This window comes from Streptomyces cathayae (assembly GCF_029760955.1).
In the GTDB taxonomy this organism is placed as follows: Bacteria; Actinomycetota; Actinomycetes; order Streptomycetales; family Streptomycetaceae; genus Streptomyces; species Streptomyces cathayae.
This window is the reverse complement of sequence record NZ_CP121682.1, coordinates 2,748,432-2,763,362: the sequence shown is the minus strand read 5'-3', so window position 1 is coordinate 2,763,362 and position 14,931 is coordinate 2,748,432. Positions and strand designations below refer to the sequence as shown.

The window sequence follows — 14,931 nt, the reverse complement described above, 5'->3', positions numbered from 1 at the left end:
GTGCGTGCGGGAGGCTCCGCCCCTGCCGGGGAGCCTCCCGCCCCCTGCCGGGGGGAGCCTCCCGCCCCCTGCCGGGGGGAGCCTCCCGCCCCCCCGACAAGGGCGGGTCCTACGCCCCTACGCCAGCCCCCGCCGGGCCACCGCGGGATCGCGATGTCCCGCGATCGACGCCACCATGTCCAGCACCTGCCGTGTCTCCGCCACCTCGTGCACCCGGTACACCCGCGCCCCCAGCCACGCCGACACCGCCGTCGTCGCCAGGGTCCCCAGCACCCGCTCCTTCACCGGCCGGTCCAGCGTCTCCCCGACGAAGTCCTTGTTGGACAACGACACCAGCACCGGCCACCCGGTGGCGACCATCTCGTCCAGCCGCCGCGTCGCCTCGAGACTGTGCCGGGTGTTCTTCCCGAAATCGTGCCCGGGATCGATCATCACCGACTCCCGCGGCACCCCCAGCGCCACGGCCCGCTCCGCCAGTGCCACGGTCCGCTCGAGGATGTCGGCCATCACGTCCTCGTACGTCACCCGGTGCGGCCGGGTCCGCGGCCGGGCGCCCCCCGCGTGGGTGCACACCAGTCCCGTCCCGTACCGCGCGGCGACCTCCGCGAGCCGCGGATCGACCCCGCCCCACGCGTCGTTGAGCACATCCGCCCCGGCCTCGCACACGGCCTCGCCCACGTCGTGCCGCCAGGTGTCCACGCTGATCACGACGTCCGGGAAGCGCCGCCGGACCTCGGCGACGAAACCGACGGTCCGCCGTGCCTCCTCCTCGGCGGAGACCTCCTCGCCCGGCCCGGCCTTCACCCCGCCGATGTCGATGATCGCGGCGCCCTCCGCCACCGCCTGTTCCACGCGCGCGAGCGCCGGTTCGTCGCGGAAGGTCGCGCCCTGGTCGTAGAAGGAGTCCGGGGTCCGGTTCACGATCGCCATGATCACCGGCTCGTGCGGTGCGAATTCCCGCCTGCCCAGCCTGAACATCCCCTGTGACCTCTCCTCGTTCGTAAGAGTCCGTGATGGTTTATAAGGTGTGGCCCGGGTTCCGTCCGGTCCGCGGCCGTCCATGACCGCCTGTGACCCTGACTGTCAGACTCGCATGGCACGATCGGAGCCACACACCCGACTCCGGTCCGTATCCGACCCGATCCAACCGTGGGGGCCCCAGCGATGGTTATGTTCCTGTTCCTGGTCGTCGCGCTCGCCGTAGTGGTCGCTGCGGTGACCCTCGCCGTGGTGGGCGGCGGAGAGAACGGGCCGCTGCCCGAGGCGGTCCCCGACCGTCTGACGGACTCCCTGCCGCTGGACCGCCCGGTCGGCCGCGCGGACGTGGACGGTCTGCGCATCCCGCTCGCCGTCCGCGGCTACCGCATGGCCGACGTGGACGACGCCCTCAGCCGTCTCGGCGCCGAGCTCGCCGAGCGCGACGCCCGGATCGCCGACCTGGAGTCCGCCCTCGTCGGCGCCCGCGCCGCCGCGGCCCACATCTCCATGGAGAAGCCCGCCGCGCACCCGGAGGGCGAGCAGCCGTGACCGGCGGCGCCGCCCTCGCCGGCCCGGACGGCGCCCCGCGCTGCCCCTGGGCCCTGTCCGCCGAGGACTACATCGCCTACCACGACCAGGAGTGGGGCCGCCCGGTCCACGGAGACGACGCCCTCTTCGAGCGGCTCAGCCTGGAGGCCTTCCAGTCCGGCCTGTCCTGGATCACGATCCTGCGCCGCCGTCCGGGCTTCCGTACCGCCTTCGCCGGTTTCCGGATCGCGGCCGTCGCGGAGTTCACCGACGACGACCGGGAGCGGCTGCTGGCCGACACCGGCATCATCCGCAATCGCGCCAAGGTCGACGCGACCCTGGCCAACGCACGCCTGCTGGCCGGGTGGGCGCCCGGCGACCTGGACGCCCTGATCTGGTCCCACGCCCCGGACCGGGCCGGCCGCCCGGCGCCGAGGACCCTCGCCGACGTCCCCGCGGTCACCCCCGAGTCGACGGCGCTGTCCAGGGCGCTGAAGAAACAGGGCCTGCGCTTCGTCGGCCCGACCACGGCCTACGCGCTGATGCAGGCCTGCGGCCTGGTCGACGACCACCTGAAGGACTGCGTCGCCCGGCGGCCCTGAGCCGCCGGACGGTTCTGGAGTCCGGTCCCCGGGCCGTCGGTCAGCGGCCCAGGTACTTCGGCTTCTCCTTGTCGACGAAGGCGCGCACGGCGATCGCGTGGTCCTCGGAGGCGCCCGCCCGGGTCTGGAGCTCGTCCTCCTTCTCCAGCGTCTCCTCCAGGGAGTGGCCGAGCCCGTACGCCACCGACTCCTTCAGCGCCGCGTACGCCACCGTCGGCCCCGCGGCCAGCGCCCGCGCCGTCTTCTCCGCCTCCGCGCGCAGCTCGGCGGCGGGGACCAGCCGGTTCGCGATCCCGAGGTCGTACGCCTCCTGGGCCGGGATGGTGCGCGGGAAGAGCAGCAGGTCGGTCGCGCGACCGGGGCCGACGACCCGCGGCAGGGTCCAGGAGATCCCCGAGTCCGCGGTCAGCGCGACCCCGGCGAACGACGTGTTGAACGCCGCCGTGTCGGCCACGATCCGGTAGTCCGCCGCCAGCGCGAAGCCGAAGCCCGCCCCGGCCGCGACCCCGTTCACCGCGGCGACCACCGGCTTCGCGGCCCCGGCGAGCGCCTTCACGATCGGGTTGTAGTGCTCGCGCACCGTCTCCATCGTCCGCCCCGTGCCGTCCTCGCGGTCGGCGACCAGCAGCCCGATGTGCTCCTTGAGGTCCTGCCCGACGCAGAACGCCCGGTCACCGGCGGCGGTCAGCAGCACGGCCCGCACGGCGTCGTCGTCCGCGGCGGCCCGGACCGCGTCCCGGAGCGCGACCTTCGCCGCCACGTTCAGCGCGTTCATCGCCTCCGGGCGGTTCAGCGTGATCGTCGCGAGTCCGTCGCGCACCTCGTAGAGCACGGTGTCGGCCATGGTGTGTCCCCTCCGCGTGGCGGCTCGGGGCGTACCGGCCGGTACGCCCCTGTGCAGGACAGCATGACGGAGATCGCCGGGGGTGGGGCGATGCCCGTATGTGACCTGCGTCAAAGAATTACCGGTCGTTTTCGTTCGACGGAACAGCGTGAGGTGGCGCAGTATCGCAGCCACATCGCCGAATTGGGTGGTTTTGCTCGCGCGCGTTGCCCAAGCGATGCCGACTGATGTTGGTCATCGGGTCGTGCGATGCGGGATAATGGCCTGGAAGCAATGTGTTCGATGCCGGTGGCGTGTGTCCTGCTTCAAGGACCGCAGGTGCCCTTCAGTGGGCCGTCGGCTTCAGACGGTTTAGCTGGGTTTCAGGAAGGGGAACGAGCATGGCGGCCATGAAGCCGCGGACGGGTGATGGCCCGCTCGAGGTGACCAAGGAGGGGCGGGGCATCGTCATGCGCGTTCCGCTCGAAGGCGGCGGTCGGCTCGTCGTCGAGCTGACCCCGGACGAGGCCGACGCGCTCGGCGACGCCCTCAAGAAGGTCGTCGGCTGACGCGCAAGCGACCATACCCTTTCGGTTTCAGTTCACAGTCGCCCCGGTACCGCACGCGGTACCGGGGCGACTGTTTGTGCAGGTCAGGGCCTGTTTGCGGGTCTGCTCAGCGCTTCACGGCTTGACCGCTTCACCACTTGACGGCTTCACCGTTTCACCGCGCAGAGCAGTCCGTCGCCCACGGGCAGCAGTGACGACACCAGCTCCTGGCTCTCACGCACGGTCCGCACCAGTTCCCGCAGCCGCAGCACCTCGGTGGGCTGCGGACCGGAGTCCACCGTCCTGCCGCTCGCGAAGACCCCTTCGAAGGCGACCAGGCCTCCCGGGCGCAGCAGACGCAACGATTCGGCGAGATAGTCCTGGTACTCGAGCCGGTCACCGTCGCAGAAGACGAGGTCGTAACCGGAGTCCGCGAGACGGGGCAGGACGTCCAGGGCCCGGCCGGGGATGAAGCGGGCCCGGTTGGCGGCGAAGCCCGCCGTGCGGAAGGCCTGACGGGCCGACTGCTGGTGCTCCGGCTCCTGGTCGACGGTGGTCAGCACCCCGTCCGGCCGCATGCCGTGCAGCAGGTGGACCCCGGAGACTCCGCATCCCGTGCCGATCTCCGCGACCGCCTTGGCGTCCACGGTGGCCGCGAGCAACCGCAGAGCCGCGCCCGTGCCGGGCGCCACCGAGCGCAGCCCTGCCTCGCGAGCCCGGTCCCGGGCCCAGTGCAGCGCCTCGTCCTCGGCGACATAGGCGTCCGAGAACGCCCAGCTCGTCTGCCGGTTGGCGGTAATGACCCTCTCCTGTCCCCGTGGTTGCCTCGGCGTGACTTTATCCGTTGGCGCCGGGAACCCACTGATGGGACCGGTCGTTCAAGAGGAAGAGCAGGCGGCGTGTGCCGTGAGGGGGCAGGCGGATGAGTGAGGACACCGAGCAGATGCCGGCGCGGGCCCGCGAGCCGCGCCGGCCCAGATCAACTTCTCGTAAAACCGCTTATCCGGAGCTAACGGGCGAGGTGGCTATGGTAGGGGCTCCACTGGACACCACCAGAGCCGATAGGGGAGGTGCGGCTGCGCCTGTGGATCGGGGCGGAGTGCTCAGGCGCTTCCTCGGATCGGCGGGCAGGCCGAAATCCGTGAACGACACCGTTGCTGACCACATCCACGCCGCCGGGCCGGCCCAGACCGCGAGCTTCTCCACCGACGCGGACGGGCAGGCGTGGACTCCGCCCACCTGGGAGGAGATCGTCAGCACGCACAGCGGCCGGGTCTACCGGCTCGCCTACCGTCTCACCGGTAACCAGCACGACGCGGAGGACCTCACCCAGGAGGTCTTCGTCCGCGTCTTCCGCTCCCTGTCGACGTACACGCCGGGCACCTTCGAGGGCTGGCTGCACCGCATCACCACCAACCTCTTCCTGGACATGGTGCGCCGTAAGCAGCGGATCCGGTTCGACTCGCTGGGTGACGACGCGGCCGAGCGGCTGCCCAGCAAGGAGCCCAGCCCCCAGCAGATCTTCAACGACACCCACTTCGACGCGGACGTCCAGCAGGCCCTCGACACCCTCGCTCCGGAGTTCCGCGCCGCGGTCGTCCTCTGCGACATCGAGGGACTGTCGTACGAGGAGATCGCCGCGACCCTCGGCGTCAAGCTCGGCACGGTCCGGTCCCGGATCCACCGCGGGCGCTCCCAGCTGCGCAAGGCGCTCGCTCACCGCTCGCCCCAGGCGCGCGCGGAGCGCCGCTCCTTCGTGCCGCGTGTTCCCGCACTGGGAGGAGGGGGCACGAGCGCGTGAGTGGGTCACGGCCGAAACCTGCCGAGGGACACCTCGCAGAGCAGCACCTGGGAGACCGACTCTCCGCCCTGGTGGACGGAGAGCTCGGTCATGACGCGCGAGAGCGCGTACTGGCGCACGTCGCCACCTGCGCGAAATGCAGAACGGAGGTGGACGCGCAGCGCCGCCTGAAGAACGTCTTCGCGAAGGCGGCCCCGCCACCGCCCTCCGAGAGCTTCCTGGCCCGCCTCCAGGGCCTGCCCGCGGGCGGTGACCTCGGAGGTGGCTCACCGCTGGGTGGAGGAGGGCTGCCGGGCGACCCGTCCGGACCGCACGGCCGGATCTCCGGAGTCTTCGGGACCGGCGGTCGTGACGAGCGGTTCGAGTTCGCCTACGCGCCCTCCCGGCGGCACGCTCCGCTGCCGGCGGGCGCGATCGGAGCCGACCGGGGTTTCCGCATCCATGACGTCAGCCGGCCGGAGCCGGACCGGCCCGCCTCGCGCGGGCTGCGGTTCGCCGCCGCTGCCGCCGGAGCGGTGTCGCTGGCCGCGATCGCCCTCGGCGGTGTGGCCGGGGTCACGCCCACCGACACGGTGGCCCGCGGCTCGGGCAGCGGCAGCAACGCGATCCCGATGCGCACCCAGGGCAGTGCGGCGGCGACGGCGCCCGACTCCCAGCGGCGCCGCGGCGCCGCACCGTCGGTCGGTCAGCCGCAGGGGCAGAGCGCCCCGGACGACGCTCCGGCACAGGCTTCCGCGCCGTTGCTTCCCGGGGTGCCGCCGCCCGCCCACCGGCACCACAGCGCCCTGGCGGCCCCGGTCATGGTCGACGCGGTCCTGGTGTCCCCGCTGATACCGCCGCTCAGCACGGCCCCGCCGCTCGTGCTGTCCACGTGGGAGACGACCACCGGGCTCATGACGCCCGGTGCGTTCCCCACCGCCCCCGTGTCCGCAGCTCCTGGTTCCGCCGCGACCGGTTCCACGGTCGGTGCGACCGCGACTCCGGCCCCCGCTGTGTCCTCGGCGGCCTCGGACTCCTCGACTTCCTCGGGTTCCTCGGGTTCCTCCGTTTCCTCGGCGTCCTCCCGCATGCTCCGCTGACCCGTGCACCGATCCCGTCCGCTGCGCACGGGCGTGCGAACCTGATTGAATCCAGGGGCGCGCCCAGGCCGACTGCAGCCGGGTGCCGGACCGGCTCTGACGCGCGGAGGCGTACGGAGCCACGGAGTCGACGATCTGCGGCCAGCTGTGGGGAGAGCATGAACGAGGGGAAGCCCACGAAGGCGGGCCCGACGGGGGAACAGGAGGAGCCCGCCGGGCCGGTGGTGGCCGGAGCCACCCCGGCCGAGGCGGCGAACCGGGACGCGGCGCCCGACCGGGAGCGTGCACGGGAGGCCGACGGGGACTTCGAGCTCGCGCGACCTGCCGCACCCGCGACCACCCCCGGGGGCGACTACGAACTGCACCGGCCCCTGAGCCCCGAGGCCACGGAAGCCACGGAAGCCACGGAAGCCACGACGGCCACGGAGACCGGTGGGGCAGCGGTGACAGGCCCTCCTGCCGGGGTCGTCGAACCCGCCGGGGCCGGATACGGCGTGGGGCAGACCGAGCAGCCCCGGCCGCTGCACGATCCCGACCCCTACAGCACCCCGCCGTACGGTGAGCCGGGGCCCTGGGCTCCCGCGCCCCCGGTCCAGCATCCGGCGGCAACTCCCGCGCAGGGCACGGCGGCCCCGCCCCCGGCGCCGCACCCGGCCCCGGACACGCCGGCGCCCGGCGCGCCCGCCCCGGCCACCGCCGTTCCCACCGTGCCCGCCGCGTCCGTCGCTCCCGCCGTGCCCGAGCCCGGCCCCCCGGCCGTCTTCGCCACGGACGCCCCGGCTGCCACGGACGTCACGGCGGCAGCCGACCCCTGGCAGCGTTACGACCCCTGGGCGGCGCCCGCCGCCGGGGCGAGTGCGCCGTTGCAGCAGACCGGGGTCGCCGAGCCCACGAAGGACCAGCGGCGCAAGCGCGCCCGGAGGGGGCTCGTCGGCCTCCTGCTGGTGGTCGCGCTCGCCTCCGGCGGTGTCGGCGGAATCGTGGGTGCCCACCTGGAGCGCAACGGTGGTGTGGGTGCCGTCGAACTGCCGCAGGCCGGGGAGGAGCCCGCCGGACGGGAACCCGGGAGCATCGCCGGGATCGCCGCGCGGGCGCTGCCCAGCGTCGTCACCCTGCACGTCAGCGGCGCCGGGTCGGCGGGCACCGGTACCGGGTTCGTGCTCGACGGCCGCGGGCACATCCTCACCAACGACCATGTCGTGCAGCCCGCCGGAAGCGACGGCGAGATCACCGTCACCTTCCACAGCGGCGACACCGCGAAGGCCACGCTCGTCGGCCGGGACAGCGGCTACGACCTCGCCGTGGTGAAGGTCAAGGGCGTCAGCGGACTGGACCCCCTGCCCCTCGGCAACTCGGACAACGTGCGGGTGGGCGATCCCGTCATCGCCATCGGCGCCCCCTTCGACCTGGCCGGCACGGTCACCGCCGGCATCATCAGCGCGCGGGAACGCCCCATCACGGCGGGGGGCGGACGGGGCGACGGCAGCGACGTGTCCTACGTCGACGCCCTGCAGACCGACGCGCCGATCAACCCCGGCAACTCCGGCGGCCCCCTGCTCGACGCCCAGGCCCGCGTGATCGGCATCAACTCCGCCATCCGCTCCGCCGGCAGCGGTGGCGACGAGGGGGAGAGCGGCCAGGCGGGCTCCATAGGGCTCGGGTTCGCCATCCCCGTCAACCAGGGCAAGCGCGTCGCCGAGGAACTGATCAACACCGGTAGGGCGACCCATCCGGTGATCGGCATCACCCTGGACATGGACTACGCCGGCGACGGAGCCCGCGTCGGCGCCAGGAGCAGCGACGGCGGGCCCCCGGTCAGCACCGGCGGGCCCGGCGACAAGGCCGGGATCAAGGCCGGCGACGTCATCACGAAGGTCGACGGCCGACGCGTCCACTCGGGTGAGGAACTCATCGTCAAGACCCGCGCCCACCGCCCCGGCGACCGGCTGGAACTCATCCTGGAACGGGACGGCGAGGAGCGGGAGGTCTCGCTGGTGCTCGGGTCCTCCGGCGGTGACTGAGCGGGGCGGCGGCCGAGGCGTACCGCACGCCACGAGAAGGCGAACGGGCGGGGAAGGGCCCCCGCCGTACGCGCCCGGAAGTCGCGGGACGGTACCGGTCGTACGGGGCGGCGGGTACCGTGGACCCGGCCCGGACCACGGAGGGCCGCACGGATGTACGGGCGCACGGGCGCCCGGACGAGTCGACGCACCGACCACCGAGGGCCGAGGGCCGAGGACCGCGAACATCGCAAGGAGCTTCAGGTGTTCAATGACATAGGACCGCTCGAGCTGGTGACGCTCGTCGTCCTCGCCGTGCTCGTCTTCGGTCCGGACAAGCTCCCCAAGGTCATCCAGGACGTGAGCAGGACGATCCGGAAGATCCGTGACTTCTCGGACAGCGCCAAGCAGGACATCCGCGAGGAACTGGGCCCGGAGTTCAAGGACTTCGAATTCGAGGACCTCAACCCCAAGACGTTCATCCGCAAGCAGCTGGACAGCGACGAACTGGGGCTCAAGGAGATCCGCAGCGGCTTCGACCTGAAGAAGGAGATGGCCGACGTCACGGACGCCGTCAACGGCCGTGACTCCACGTCGTCCGCCGCCGGGTCTGCTGCGTCCTCTGCGTCTGCTGCGTCTGCTGCGTCTTCTAGGGGGGGCCGCATCGACATGACGAAGAAGCCCGAGCCGTCGGCCGCCGACGACCGCCCGCCGTTCGACGCGGACGCCACCTGAGGCACCCCTGGCGCGCAGGTGCGGACACGCAGAGGCACGGCCCCCGCGCACGTGACGCGTTTCATACTCCACCAGGGCCCCGCACGGCCTGAACCGGACAACCGCACGACCCACGCGCCGGACACTTTTCCCGGACCGCGCCGACGAGGTGGCTATGCTGCCCGAGTTGTTGTGCGGTCCGGACGAGTACGCCCGAAGGGGGGCGGGCCGCCTCCGGTCCGACCAGAGCGAGGAGGCGTCCGGGCATGGAGACGACGAGTCGGGCAGTCGCGCAGGCGACGGCCGTGGAGGACGGAGGAAAAGCCTCCTCCGCCTGGCGTACGGTCGACGGCTACCTGAGCGCGCCCTTTCCCTGGTACGGCCTCGACGAGGCGTTCACGGGGCGGCGCTGGCTGATGCAGGTCGCCGCCACGGCCGACGGGGTCGTCGGACACGGATCGGTCGGACACGGCGACGAGCCCTCGGTGCGCAGCGAGTACACGGCCGGGACCGGCCAGGAGACCAAGGAGAAGTTCGCGGTCACCGTGACCGTGGCCGACCACCCGGTGCGCCGCAGCGCGGACGGCACCGGCCTGCTGGAGGCCACCTCGGTCTGCTCCGCCGCCTGGCTCGCCGGTGTGGGACTGCTGTCGTTCACCTGGCCGGGCCAGATGGACCACTCCCTGCGCGACGACTGGCTGGAGCAGCAGACGGAGACGGCCTGGGTGCTCGCGGACGACCTCGCCGGACCGGACTGGTCGACGCTCTCCCTCCCCGTGGACGGGGTGCCGACGCCCTTCCACTACCGGGAGTCCGAGTTCGGCTGGGTGCTCGCGGGATCGACGCGGGCGGGTGTGCACGTCGGCGCGTACGGCAGGGGCATGAGCGCGTACGGTCTGGGCTTCGCCGTGGTCAAGGACATCAGCGCCTACACCGGGGCCTGAGCCGCGGACCGCGCGGACGTCCCGTACGGACCCGTGCGGCCGCCCCGTACGGCGAAGGGCGCCGCCCCGGAGGACGGCGCCCCTCGTGTGAGTGCGCTGCGGCGGCTCCCGGCCCCTCACGGGCCGTCGGAGCGCTCAGAACTTGTTGCGCGGTGTGATGCCCAGCGACAGGCCCGCCAGGCCGCGCTGACGGCCGCCGAGCTTGTCGGCGATCGAGCGGAGCGCCGAACCGGCGGGGGAGTCCGGGTCGGACAGGACGACCGGCTTGCCCTCGTCGCCGCCCTCGCGCAGGCGCACGTCGATGGGGATGGAGCCGAGCACCGGGACCTCGGCGCCCGTGGTCCGGGTCAGCCCCTCGGCCACCGACCGGCCGCCGCCGGTGCCGAAGACGTCGACCATCTCGTCGCAGTGCGGGCACGGCAGGCCGGACATGTTCTCGACCACGCCGACGATCTTCTGGTGGGTCTGCACGGCGATGGAACCCGCCCGCTCGGCCACCTCGGCCGCCGCCTGCTGAGGCGTGGTGACCACCAGGATCTCGGCGTTCGGAACCAGCTGGGCGACCGAGATCGCGATGTCACCGGTGCCCGGGGGCAGGTCCAGCAGAAGCACGTCCAGGTCGCCCCAGTACACGTCCGCCAGGAACTGCTGCAGTGCGCGGTGCAGCATCGGGCCGCGCCACACGACCGGCGCGTTGCCCGGGGTGAACATGCCGATGGAGATGACCTTCACGCCGTGCGCGGACGGCGGCATGATCATGTTCTCGACCTGGGTCGGACGCCCGTCGGCACCCAGCATGCGCGGCACCGAGTGACCGTAGATGTCGGCGTCCACGACGCCCACCTTCAGCCCGTCGGCCGCCATCGCCGCCGCCAGGTTCACCGTCACCGACGACTTGCCGACACCGCCCTTGCCGGAGGCGACCGCGTACACCCGGGTCAGGCTGCCCGGCTTGGCGAACGGCACCTCGCGCTCGGCCTGACCGCCCCGCAGGGCGCTCGCCAGTTCCTTGCGCTGCTCGTCGCTCATCACGTCCAGCGTGACGTCGACGCGGGTGACGCCCTCGACCCCGGCGACCGCGTCCGTCACCCGCTGCGTGATGGTGTCCCGCATGGGGCAGCCGGAGACCGTCAGGTACACGGCGACCGCGACCGCGCCGTCCGCACCGATCTCCACAGATTTGACCATGCCCAGCTCGGTGAGGGGCCGGTTGATCTCCGGGTCGTTCACCGTCGCCAGTGCTTCGCGCACCGCGTCTTCCGTAGCCATGATGTCGATGGTACGGCGCCCGGTACATTCCCCGGTAAGCCCGTCAGTGGTCGTCTGCGTCACGTCCCGGAGGCCGCTGCGCCCGCATCGCGGGAAATGAGCCGTGGTGGTCCCGGTGTCCGTTGTGGCGTTCCTCCAGATCCTTCACCACGTCCTGCAGTTCCGAGCGGATCCAGTCCCGCGTCGCGACCTCCCCGAGCCCGATCCGCAGCGCGGCGATCTCCCGGGTCAGGTACTCGGTGTCCGCGATCGACCGCTCGTTCTGTTTGCGGTCCTGCTCCAGGTTGACCCGGTCGCGGTCGTCCTGCCTGTTCTGCGCGAGCAGGATCAGCGGGGCCGCGTACGAGGCCTGGAGGGACAGCACCAGGGTCAGGAAGATGAACGGGTACTCGTCGAAGCGCAGTTCCTTCGGCGCGGACACGTTCCACAGCAGCCACACGATGATGACGACCGTCATCCAGACGATGAACCGCCCGGTGCCCAGGAAACGCGCGATCCGTTCCGACAGCCGCCCGAAGGCCTCCGGGTCCCACTCGGGCAGGAGCCGGCGCCGAGGGGCGCGCGGCTGGTCCAGCCGCGGCGTACGCGGGCGCCCGGCGGCCGTGGCGCCCGCCGGCAGACGCTCGCGCCCGCCCTCTCGCTCAGGAGTCACCGGTCACCACCCCCCTCGGCGTCCTCGCGGTCCTCGGCGGCCCTGCCGTTCGTGTCGTCGGTGTCGCGCGCGTCGCTGTCGCTGTCGTAGCCGGCGTTGTCGTCGCCGTTGTCGTCGTCCAGATGGAACTCGGTCTCCCGCCAGTCCTCGGGCAGCATGTGGTCCAGTACGTCGTCCACCGTCACCGCGCCCAGCAGCGCGCCCGCCTCGTCCACCACGGGCGCCGCCACCATGTCGTACGTGGCGAAGAACCCGGCGATCACGGGGAGCGCCGCGTCCGGCTCCAGCGGCTGCAGGTCGTCGTCGAGGATCGAGCCGACCAGGGTGTACGGAGGGTCGCGCAGCAGGCGCTGGAAGTGGACCGTGCCCAGGTACTTGCCGGTCGGGGTCTCCTCCGGCGGTCGGCAGACGTAGACCTGGGCCGCGTGCGCCGGTGACAGATCGGGGTTGCGGATGCGGGCCAGCGCGTCGGCGACGGTCGCGTCGGGCCTCAGCACGATCGGCTCGGTCGTCATCAGACCGCCCGCGGTGTGCTCCTCGTACGACATCAGGCGCCGCATGTCGGCCGCGTCGGCGGGCTGCATCAGGTCGAGCAGCCGCTCCTTGTCCGCCTCGGGCAGTTCGGAGAGCAGATCGGCGGCGTCATCGGGGTCCATGGCCTCCAGGACGTCGGCGGCGCGCTCCTCCTTCAGCTTGCCGAGGATCTCCACCTGGTCGTCCTCGGGAAGCTCCTCCAGCACGTCCGCCAGGCGGTCGACGTCCAGGGCGGCGGCGACCTCGGCGCGGCGCTTGGGGGAGAGGTGGTGCAGGACGTTGGCCAGGTCGGCGGGGCGCAGCTGCTCGAAGGTGGCCAGCAGGTTCTCGGCGCCCTGTCCCTTCTCCTCCAGGGAGAAACCGGTGACCGCGGACCATTCGACGGTCAGTGTCTCCCCCTTGCCGCGCCGAAACGTTCCGCCCTTCTTGCCCTTGCGGACGAACACCCGGTCGATCTCCCATTCCCGACGGGCCGGCAGCTGATGCACCGACAGGTCGAGGACGGTGACCTCCTCACCGGTCTCCACCAGCGTCACCCTGCGGTCCAGGAGCTCACCGAAGACGAGCCGCTCGGTGGGCCGCTGCTCGAAGCGCCGGACGTTGAGCACACCGGTGGTGATGACCTGACCGGACTGCACGGCGGTCACCCGGTTCATGGGCAGGAAGATGCGGCGCCGGGTGGGGAGTTCGACCACCAGACCGAGCAGCCTCGGTGGACGCCGGCCGACCCGCAGCATGACGACCAGGTCGCGCACGCGCCCCACCTGGTCGCCGGCCGGATCGAAGGCGGCGACACCGGAGAGGTGCGAGACGAAGAACCGGGGGGCGCCCGCTGCCATGGCGGCGGCTCCTTTTCCTACGGGGTCGTGCCGTGCGTGATGCTGCTCGCTCTGTTCCTGTCCCTTTCCGTTCTCTTTCCGTTCCGTTCCCTTTCCGTCTTCGGTGCCCGGATGCCCTGCTCAAGCGGGTTTCAGGCTAGCCCGTCCTGATCGTCGGTGCCCGAGGGCCGGTCCGGACGGACTGCCTCCGCCGGGGTGCTGCGGCCCCGGTAATCTGCGGTACGCCGTTCAGGTCCCCATCAGAGAGGCAGCGCAACCTGTGACTCCGATCTCCCAGGGCCGGTCCCGCACCGCCGCGCTGGCGCGTGCCGTGTGCGTGCTGCTCGTGACCGGAATGACGCTCACGGGATGCTCCGAGGAAGTGGACCCGAACGAGGGCACCAACGGTGTCGGCAGACTGACCGCCGCCGAGATCCAGAAGAGAACCCTGACGGCCGCCACCTCGGTCGAGACCGTGCGGCTGCACGGAAGCGTGGTCACCAGCGGGAGCACCTACAAGCTCGACATGCGGCTCAAACCCGAGGGCGGCATCGGTTCGGTCACCGCCGGAGAGCAGACGTTCAGGCTGCTGAAGGTCGACGACGAGCTCTTCCTGAAGGCCGACGCGGAGTTCTGGGCGAACGGCAAGGGCGACAAGAACGCCGCGGAGGGCGAGGGCGAGGGCGGCGCGTCGGACACGGCGGCGGCCGGCAAACTCGCCGAGAAGTACGTGAAGGTGCCGGAGGGCGACCCGTCGTACAAGAAGTTCATCGGCTTCGCGGACAAGGATGTACTCCTCGGCGCCCTGCTGACCCTGCACGGCAAGCTGGCCACGGACGGCCACCACGAGCAGGGGGGCGTCCGGTGCATCCGCATCGCGGGCGACCAGGGCTCCGGCGGCACCCTGGACGTCTCCCTGGAGGGCAAGCCGTATCCGCTGCGCCTGGTGCGGGCCGGCGAGGCGGGCACCCTCACCTTCTCGGCCTGGGGCAGTGACTTCGCCCTGGAGAAACCGGCCCAGAGCGAGACCCTGGACTACGGCGGACAGCTCCCGGCCTCGTAGCCGGGGCAGGCCCTAACGGCGCTTCTTCGAGCCCCGCCGGCCCGCCAGCAGCCGGGGCAGGCCCGCGGGGAGCGGACGCCGGGTCGTCACCGGGGTCTGCAGCGGGGGCCCGGCCAGCGAGCCGTCGGGCAACGGCGCCGTCGCCCCGGTCGGCTCCAGACGCAGGACGCGGCACTCACGGGCCCAGCGCTCCGTCATCGCCTCGCCGTCGGGTGCGTTGAGGCGCTTGCCCTTGAGCACGGCGACCGCCGCGTCCCACTCCTCGGAGCCGGGCGGCAGCTCCACGACCTTCGCGGCCCAGGAGACCAGCCGACCGCCCTTGTCCTTGCTGCGTACCGTCACCTCGGCCGACACCCCGTCGGCCAGCCCCGGCAGCGGCTGCTCCCCGGGCCCGTCGCCGACCAGGCACATCGCGTCCTCGTGCCACACGTGCCACAGCGGCCGGGCCGGGGCGCCGGGCCCCTCGACCCAGACGAGGCCGGACTTCTTCGTGGCCTCCTCGATGAGGGCCCGGTCGAACAGCGCACTGGTCGCACTTGTCATGGGCCCCAGCCTATCCAGGGCCCGCCCGGGGGCAG

At 72.3% G+C, this 14,931-nt stretch carries 17 protein-coding genes; 10 read left to right on the top strand and 7 right to left on the bottom strand.

What is annotated here, in order from left to right; translation table 11 throughout:
- Positions 1-117: 117 nt before the first annotated feature.
- Positions 118-978: a dihydropteroate synthase gene (gene folP, locus PYS65_RS12370; protein WP_279334005.1), complete on the bottom strand. Its 861-nt coding sequence runs from the start codon at positions 976-978 to the stop codon at positions 118-120.
- Positions 979-1,164: 186 nt separating this feature from the next.
- Here folP and PYS65_RS12365 point away from each other — a divergent pair, with 186 nt between their 5' ends.
- Both PYS65_RS12365 and PYS65_RS12360 read left to right on the top strand, forming a co-directional pair.
- Entirely contained in the window at positions 1,165-1,527 is a 363-nt protein-coding gene (locus PYS65_RS12365; protein WP_279334004.1) for a DivIVA domain protein, read from the top strand.
- A complete protein-coding gene (locus PYS65_RS12360; RefSeq protein WP_279334003.1) occupies positions 1,524-2,108 on the top strand; it encodes a DNA-3-methyladenine glycosylase I in 585 nt (194 codons plus the stop codon). Before PYS65_RS12365 ends, PYS65_RS12360 begins: the two co-directional genes overlap by 4 nt.
- A gap of 40 nt (positions 2,109-2,148) precedes the next feature.
- On the opposite strand, the gene chcB is transcribed toward PYS65_RS12360, so the two are convergent.
- Positions 2,149-2,952: a 2-cyclohexenylcarbonyl CoA isomerase gene (chcB, locus tag PYS65_RS12355; RefSeq protein ID WP_279334002.1), complete on the bottom strand. Its 804-nt coding sequence runs from the start codon at positions 2,950-2,952 to the stop codon at positions 2,149-2,151.
- A 63-nt stretch (positions 2,953-3,015) separates the two neighbouring features.
- Between chcB and PYS65_RS12350 the strand changes: the two genes are divergently transcribed.
- Both PYS65_RS12350 and PYS65_RS12345 read left to right on the top strand, forming a co-directional pair.
- On the top strand, positions 3,016-3,180 hold the full coding sequence (locus PYS65_RS12350) for a hypothetical protein (protein ID WP_279334001.1): 165 nt from the start codon (positions 3,016-3,018) through the stop codon (positions 3,178-3,180).
- A gap of 152 nt (positions 3,181-3,332) precedes the next feature.
- Positions 3,333-3,500 (top strand): DUF3117 domain-containing protein, encoded by a 168-nt coding sequence (locus PYS65_RS12345; protein WP_003966491.1) that lies wholly within the window; start codon positions 3,333-3,335, stop codon positions 3,498-3,500.
- Positions 3,501-3,646: 146 nt separating this feature from the next.
- Here PYS65_RS12345 and PYS65_RS12340 read toward each other — a convergent pair whose 3' ends face one another.
- Positions 3,647-4,345: an O-methyltransferase gene (locus tag PYS65_RS12340; protein WP_279337929.1), complete on the bottom strand. Its 699-nt coding sequence runs from the start codon at positions 4,343-4,345 to the stop codon at positions 3,647-3,649.
- A 233-nt stretch (positions 4,346-4,578) separates the two neighbouring features.
- Here PYS65_RS12340 and sigE point away from each other — a divergent pair, with 233 nt between their 5' ends.
- The 5 genes from sigE (at position 4,579) to PYS65_RS12315 (ending at position 10,017) form a co-directional block, all read left to right on the top strand.
- Positions 4,579-5,280, top strand: a complete 702-nt coding sequence (gene sigE / locus PYS65_RS12335) for an RNA polymerase sigma factor SigE (RefSeq protein ID WP_279334000.1) — start codon at positions 4,579-4,581, stop codon at positions 5,278-5,280.
- The gene (locus PYS65_RS12330) at positions 5,277-6,359 is read left to right on the top strand and encodes a zf-HC2 domain-containing protein (protein WP_279333999.1); all 1,083 of its coding nucleotides are present in this window, start codon (positions 5,277-5,279) and stop codon (positions 6,357-6,359) included. Before sigE ends, PYS65_RS12330 begins: the two co-directional genes overlap by 4 nt.
- Before the next feature lie 158 nt (positions 6,360-6,517).
- Positions 6,518-8,380: a S1C family serine protease gene (locus PYS65_RS12325; protein WP_279333998.1), complete on the top strand. Its 1,863-nt coding sequence runs from the start codon at positions 6,518-6,520 to the stop codon at positions 8,378-8,380.
- A 243-nt stretch (positions 8,381-8,623) separates the two neighbouring features.
- Positions 8,624-9,094, top strand: a complete 471-nt coding sequence (locus PYS65_RS12320) for a sec-independent translocase (RefSeq protein ID WP_279333997.1) — start codon at positions 8,624-8,626, stop codon at positions 9,092-9,094.
- 245 nt (positions 9,095-9,339) lie between these two features.
- On the top strand, positions 9,340-10,017 hold the full coding sequence (locus tag PYS65_RS12315) for a hypothetical protein (RefSeq protein WP_279333996.1): 678 nt from the start codon (positions 9,340-9,342) through the stop codon (positions 10,015-10,017).
- Positions 10,018-10,152: 135 nt separating this feature from the next.
- Here the strand turns inward: PYS65_RS12315 and PYS65_RS12310 are convergent, their stop codons facing one another.
- Genes PYS65_RS12310 through PYS65_RS12300 form a run of 3 tightly spaced genes read right to left on the bottom strand, consistent with a single transcriptional unit; the run spans position 10,153 to position 13,311 of the window.
- Positions 10,153-11,286 carry an Mrp/NBP35 family ATP-binding protein gene (locus tag PYS65_RS12310; protein WP_279333995.1) on the bottom strand — a complete coding sequence of 378 codons (1,134 nt, stop codon included), beginning with the start codon at positions 11,284-11,286 and terminating at the stop codon, positions 10,153-10,155.
- Positions 11,287-11,329: 43 nt separating this feature from the next.
- Complete coding sequence (locus PYS65_RS12305; protein WP_279333994.1) at positions 11,330-11,938, bottom strand: DUF1003 domain-containing protein; 609 nt, start codon at positions 11,936-11,938, stop codon at positions 11,330-11,332.
- The gene (locus tag PYS65_RS12300) at positions 11,935-13,311 is read right to left on the bottom strand and encodes a magnesium transporter MgtE N-terminal domain-containing protein (protein ID WP_279333993.1); all 1,377 of its coding nucleotides are present in this window, start codon (positions 13,309-13,311) and stop codon (positions 11,935-11,937) included. Before PYS65_RS12300 ends, PYS65_RS12305 begins: the two co-directional genes overlap by 4 nt.
- A 259-nt stretch (positions 13,312-13,570) precedes the next feature.
- Between PYS65_RS12300 and PYS65_RS12295 the strand changes: the two genes are divergently transcribed.
- Positions 13,571-14,353 carry a hypothetical protein gene (locus PYS65_RS12295; protein ID WP_279333992.1) on the top strand — a complete coding sequence of 261 codons (783 nt, stop codon included), beginning with the start codon at positions 13,571-13,573 and terminating at the stop codon, positions 14,351-14,353.
- Positions 14,354-14,365: 12 nt separating this feature from the next.
- Here the strand turns inward: PYS65_RS12295 and PYS65_RS12290 are convergent, their stop codons facing one another.
- Complete coding sequence (locus tag PYS65_RS12290) at positions 14,366-14,896, bottom strand: hypothetical protein (RefSeq protein ID WP_279333991.1); 531 nt, start codon at positions 14,894-14,896, stop codon at positions 14,366-14,368.
- Positions 14,897-14,931 lie beyond the last annotated feature (35 nt).

Excerpts from the sequence above, each read along its gene's own strand:
- folP (WP_279334005.1), bottom strand. The coding sequence starts at position 978 with ATGTTCAGGCTGGGCAGGCGGGAATTCGCACCGCACGAGCCGGTGATC.
- PYS65_RS12365 (WP_279334004.1), top strand. The coding sequence starts at position 1,165 with ATGGTTATGTTCCTGTTCCTGGTCGTCGCGCTCGCCGTAGTGGTCGCT.
- chcB (WP_279334002.1), bottom strand. The coding sequence starts at position 2,952 with ATGGCCGACACCGTGCTCTACGAGGTGCGCGACGGACTCGCGACGATC.
- PYS65_RS12350 (WP_279334001.1), top strand. The coding sequence starts at position 3,016 with ATGACGGAGATCGCCGGGGGTGGGGCGATGCCCGTATGTGACCTGCGT.
- PYS65_RS12345 (WP_003966491.1), top strand. The coding sequence starts at position 3,333 with ATGGCGGCCATGAAGCCGCGGACGGGTGATGGCCCGCTCGAGGTGACC.
- PYS65_RS12325 (WP_279333998.1), top strand. The coding sequence starts at position 6,518 with ATGAACGAGGGGAAGCCCACGAAGGCGGGCCCGACGGGGGAACAGGAG.
- PYS65_RS12315 (WP_279333996.1), top strand. The coding sequence starts at position 9,340 with ATGGAGACGACGAGTCGGGCAGTCGCGCAGGCGACGGCCGTGGAGGAC.
- PYS65_RS12310 (WP_279333995.1), bottom strand. The coding sequence starts at position 11,286 with ATGGCTACGGAAGACGCGGTGCGCGAAGCACTGGCGACGGTGAACGAC.
- PYS65_RS12300 (WP_279333993.1), bottom strand. The coding sequence starts at position 13,311 with ATGGCAGCGGGCGCCCCCCGGTTCTTCGTCTCGCACCTCTCCGGTGTC.
- PYS65_RS12290 (WP_279333991.1), bottom strand. The coding sequence starts at position 14,896 with ATGACAAGTGCGACCAGTGCGCTGTTCGACCGGGCCCTCATCGAGGAG.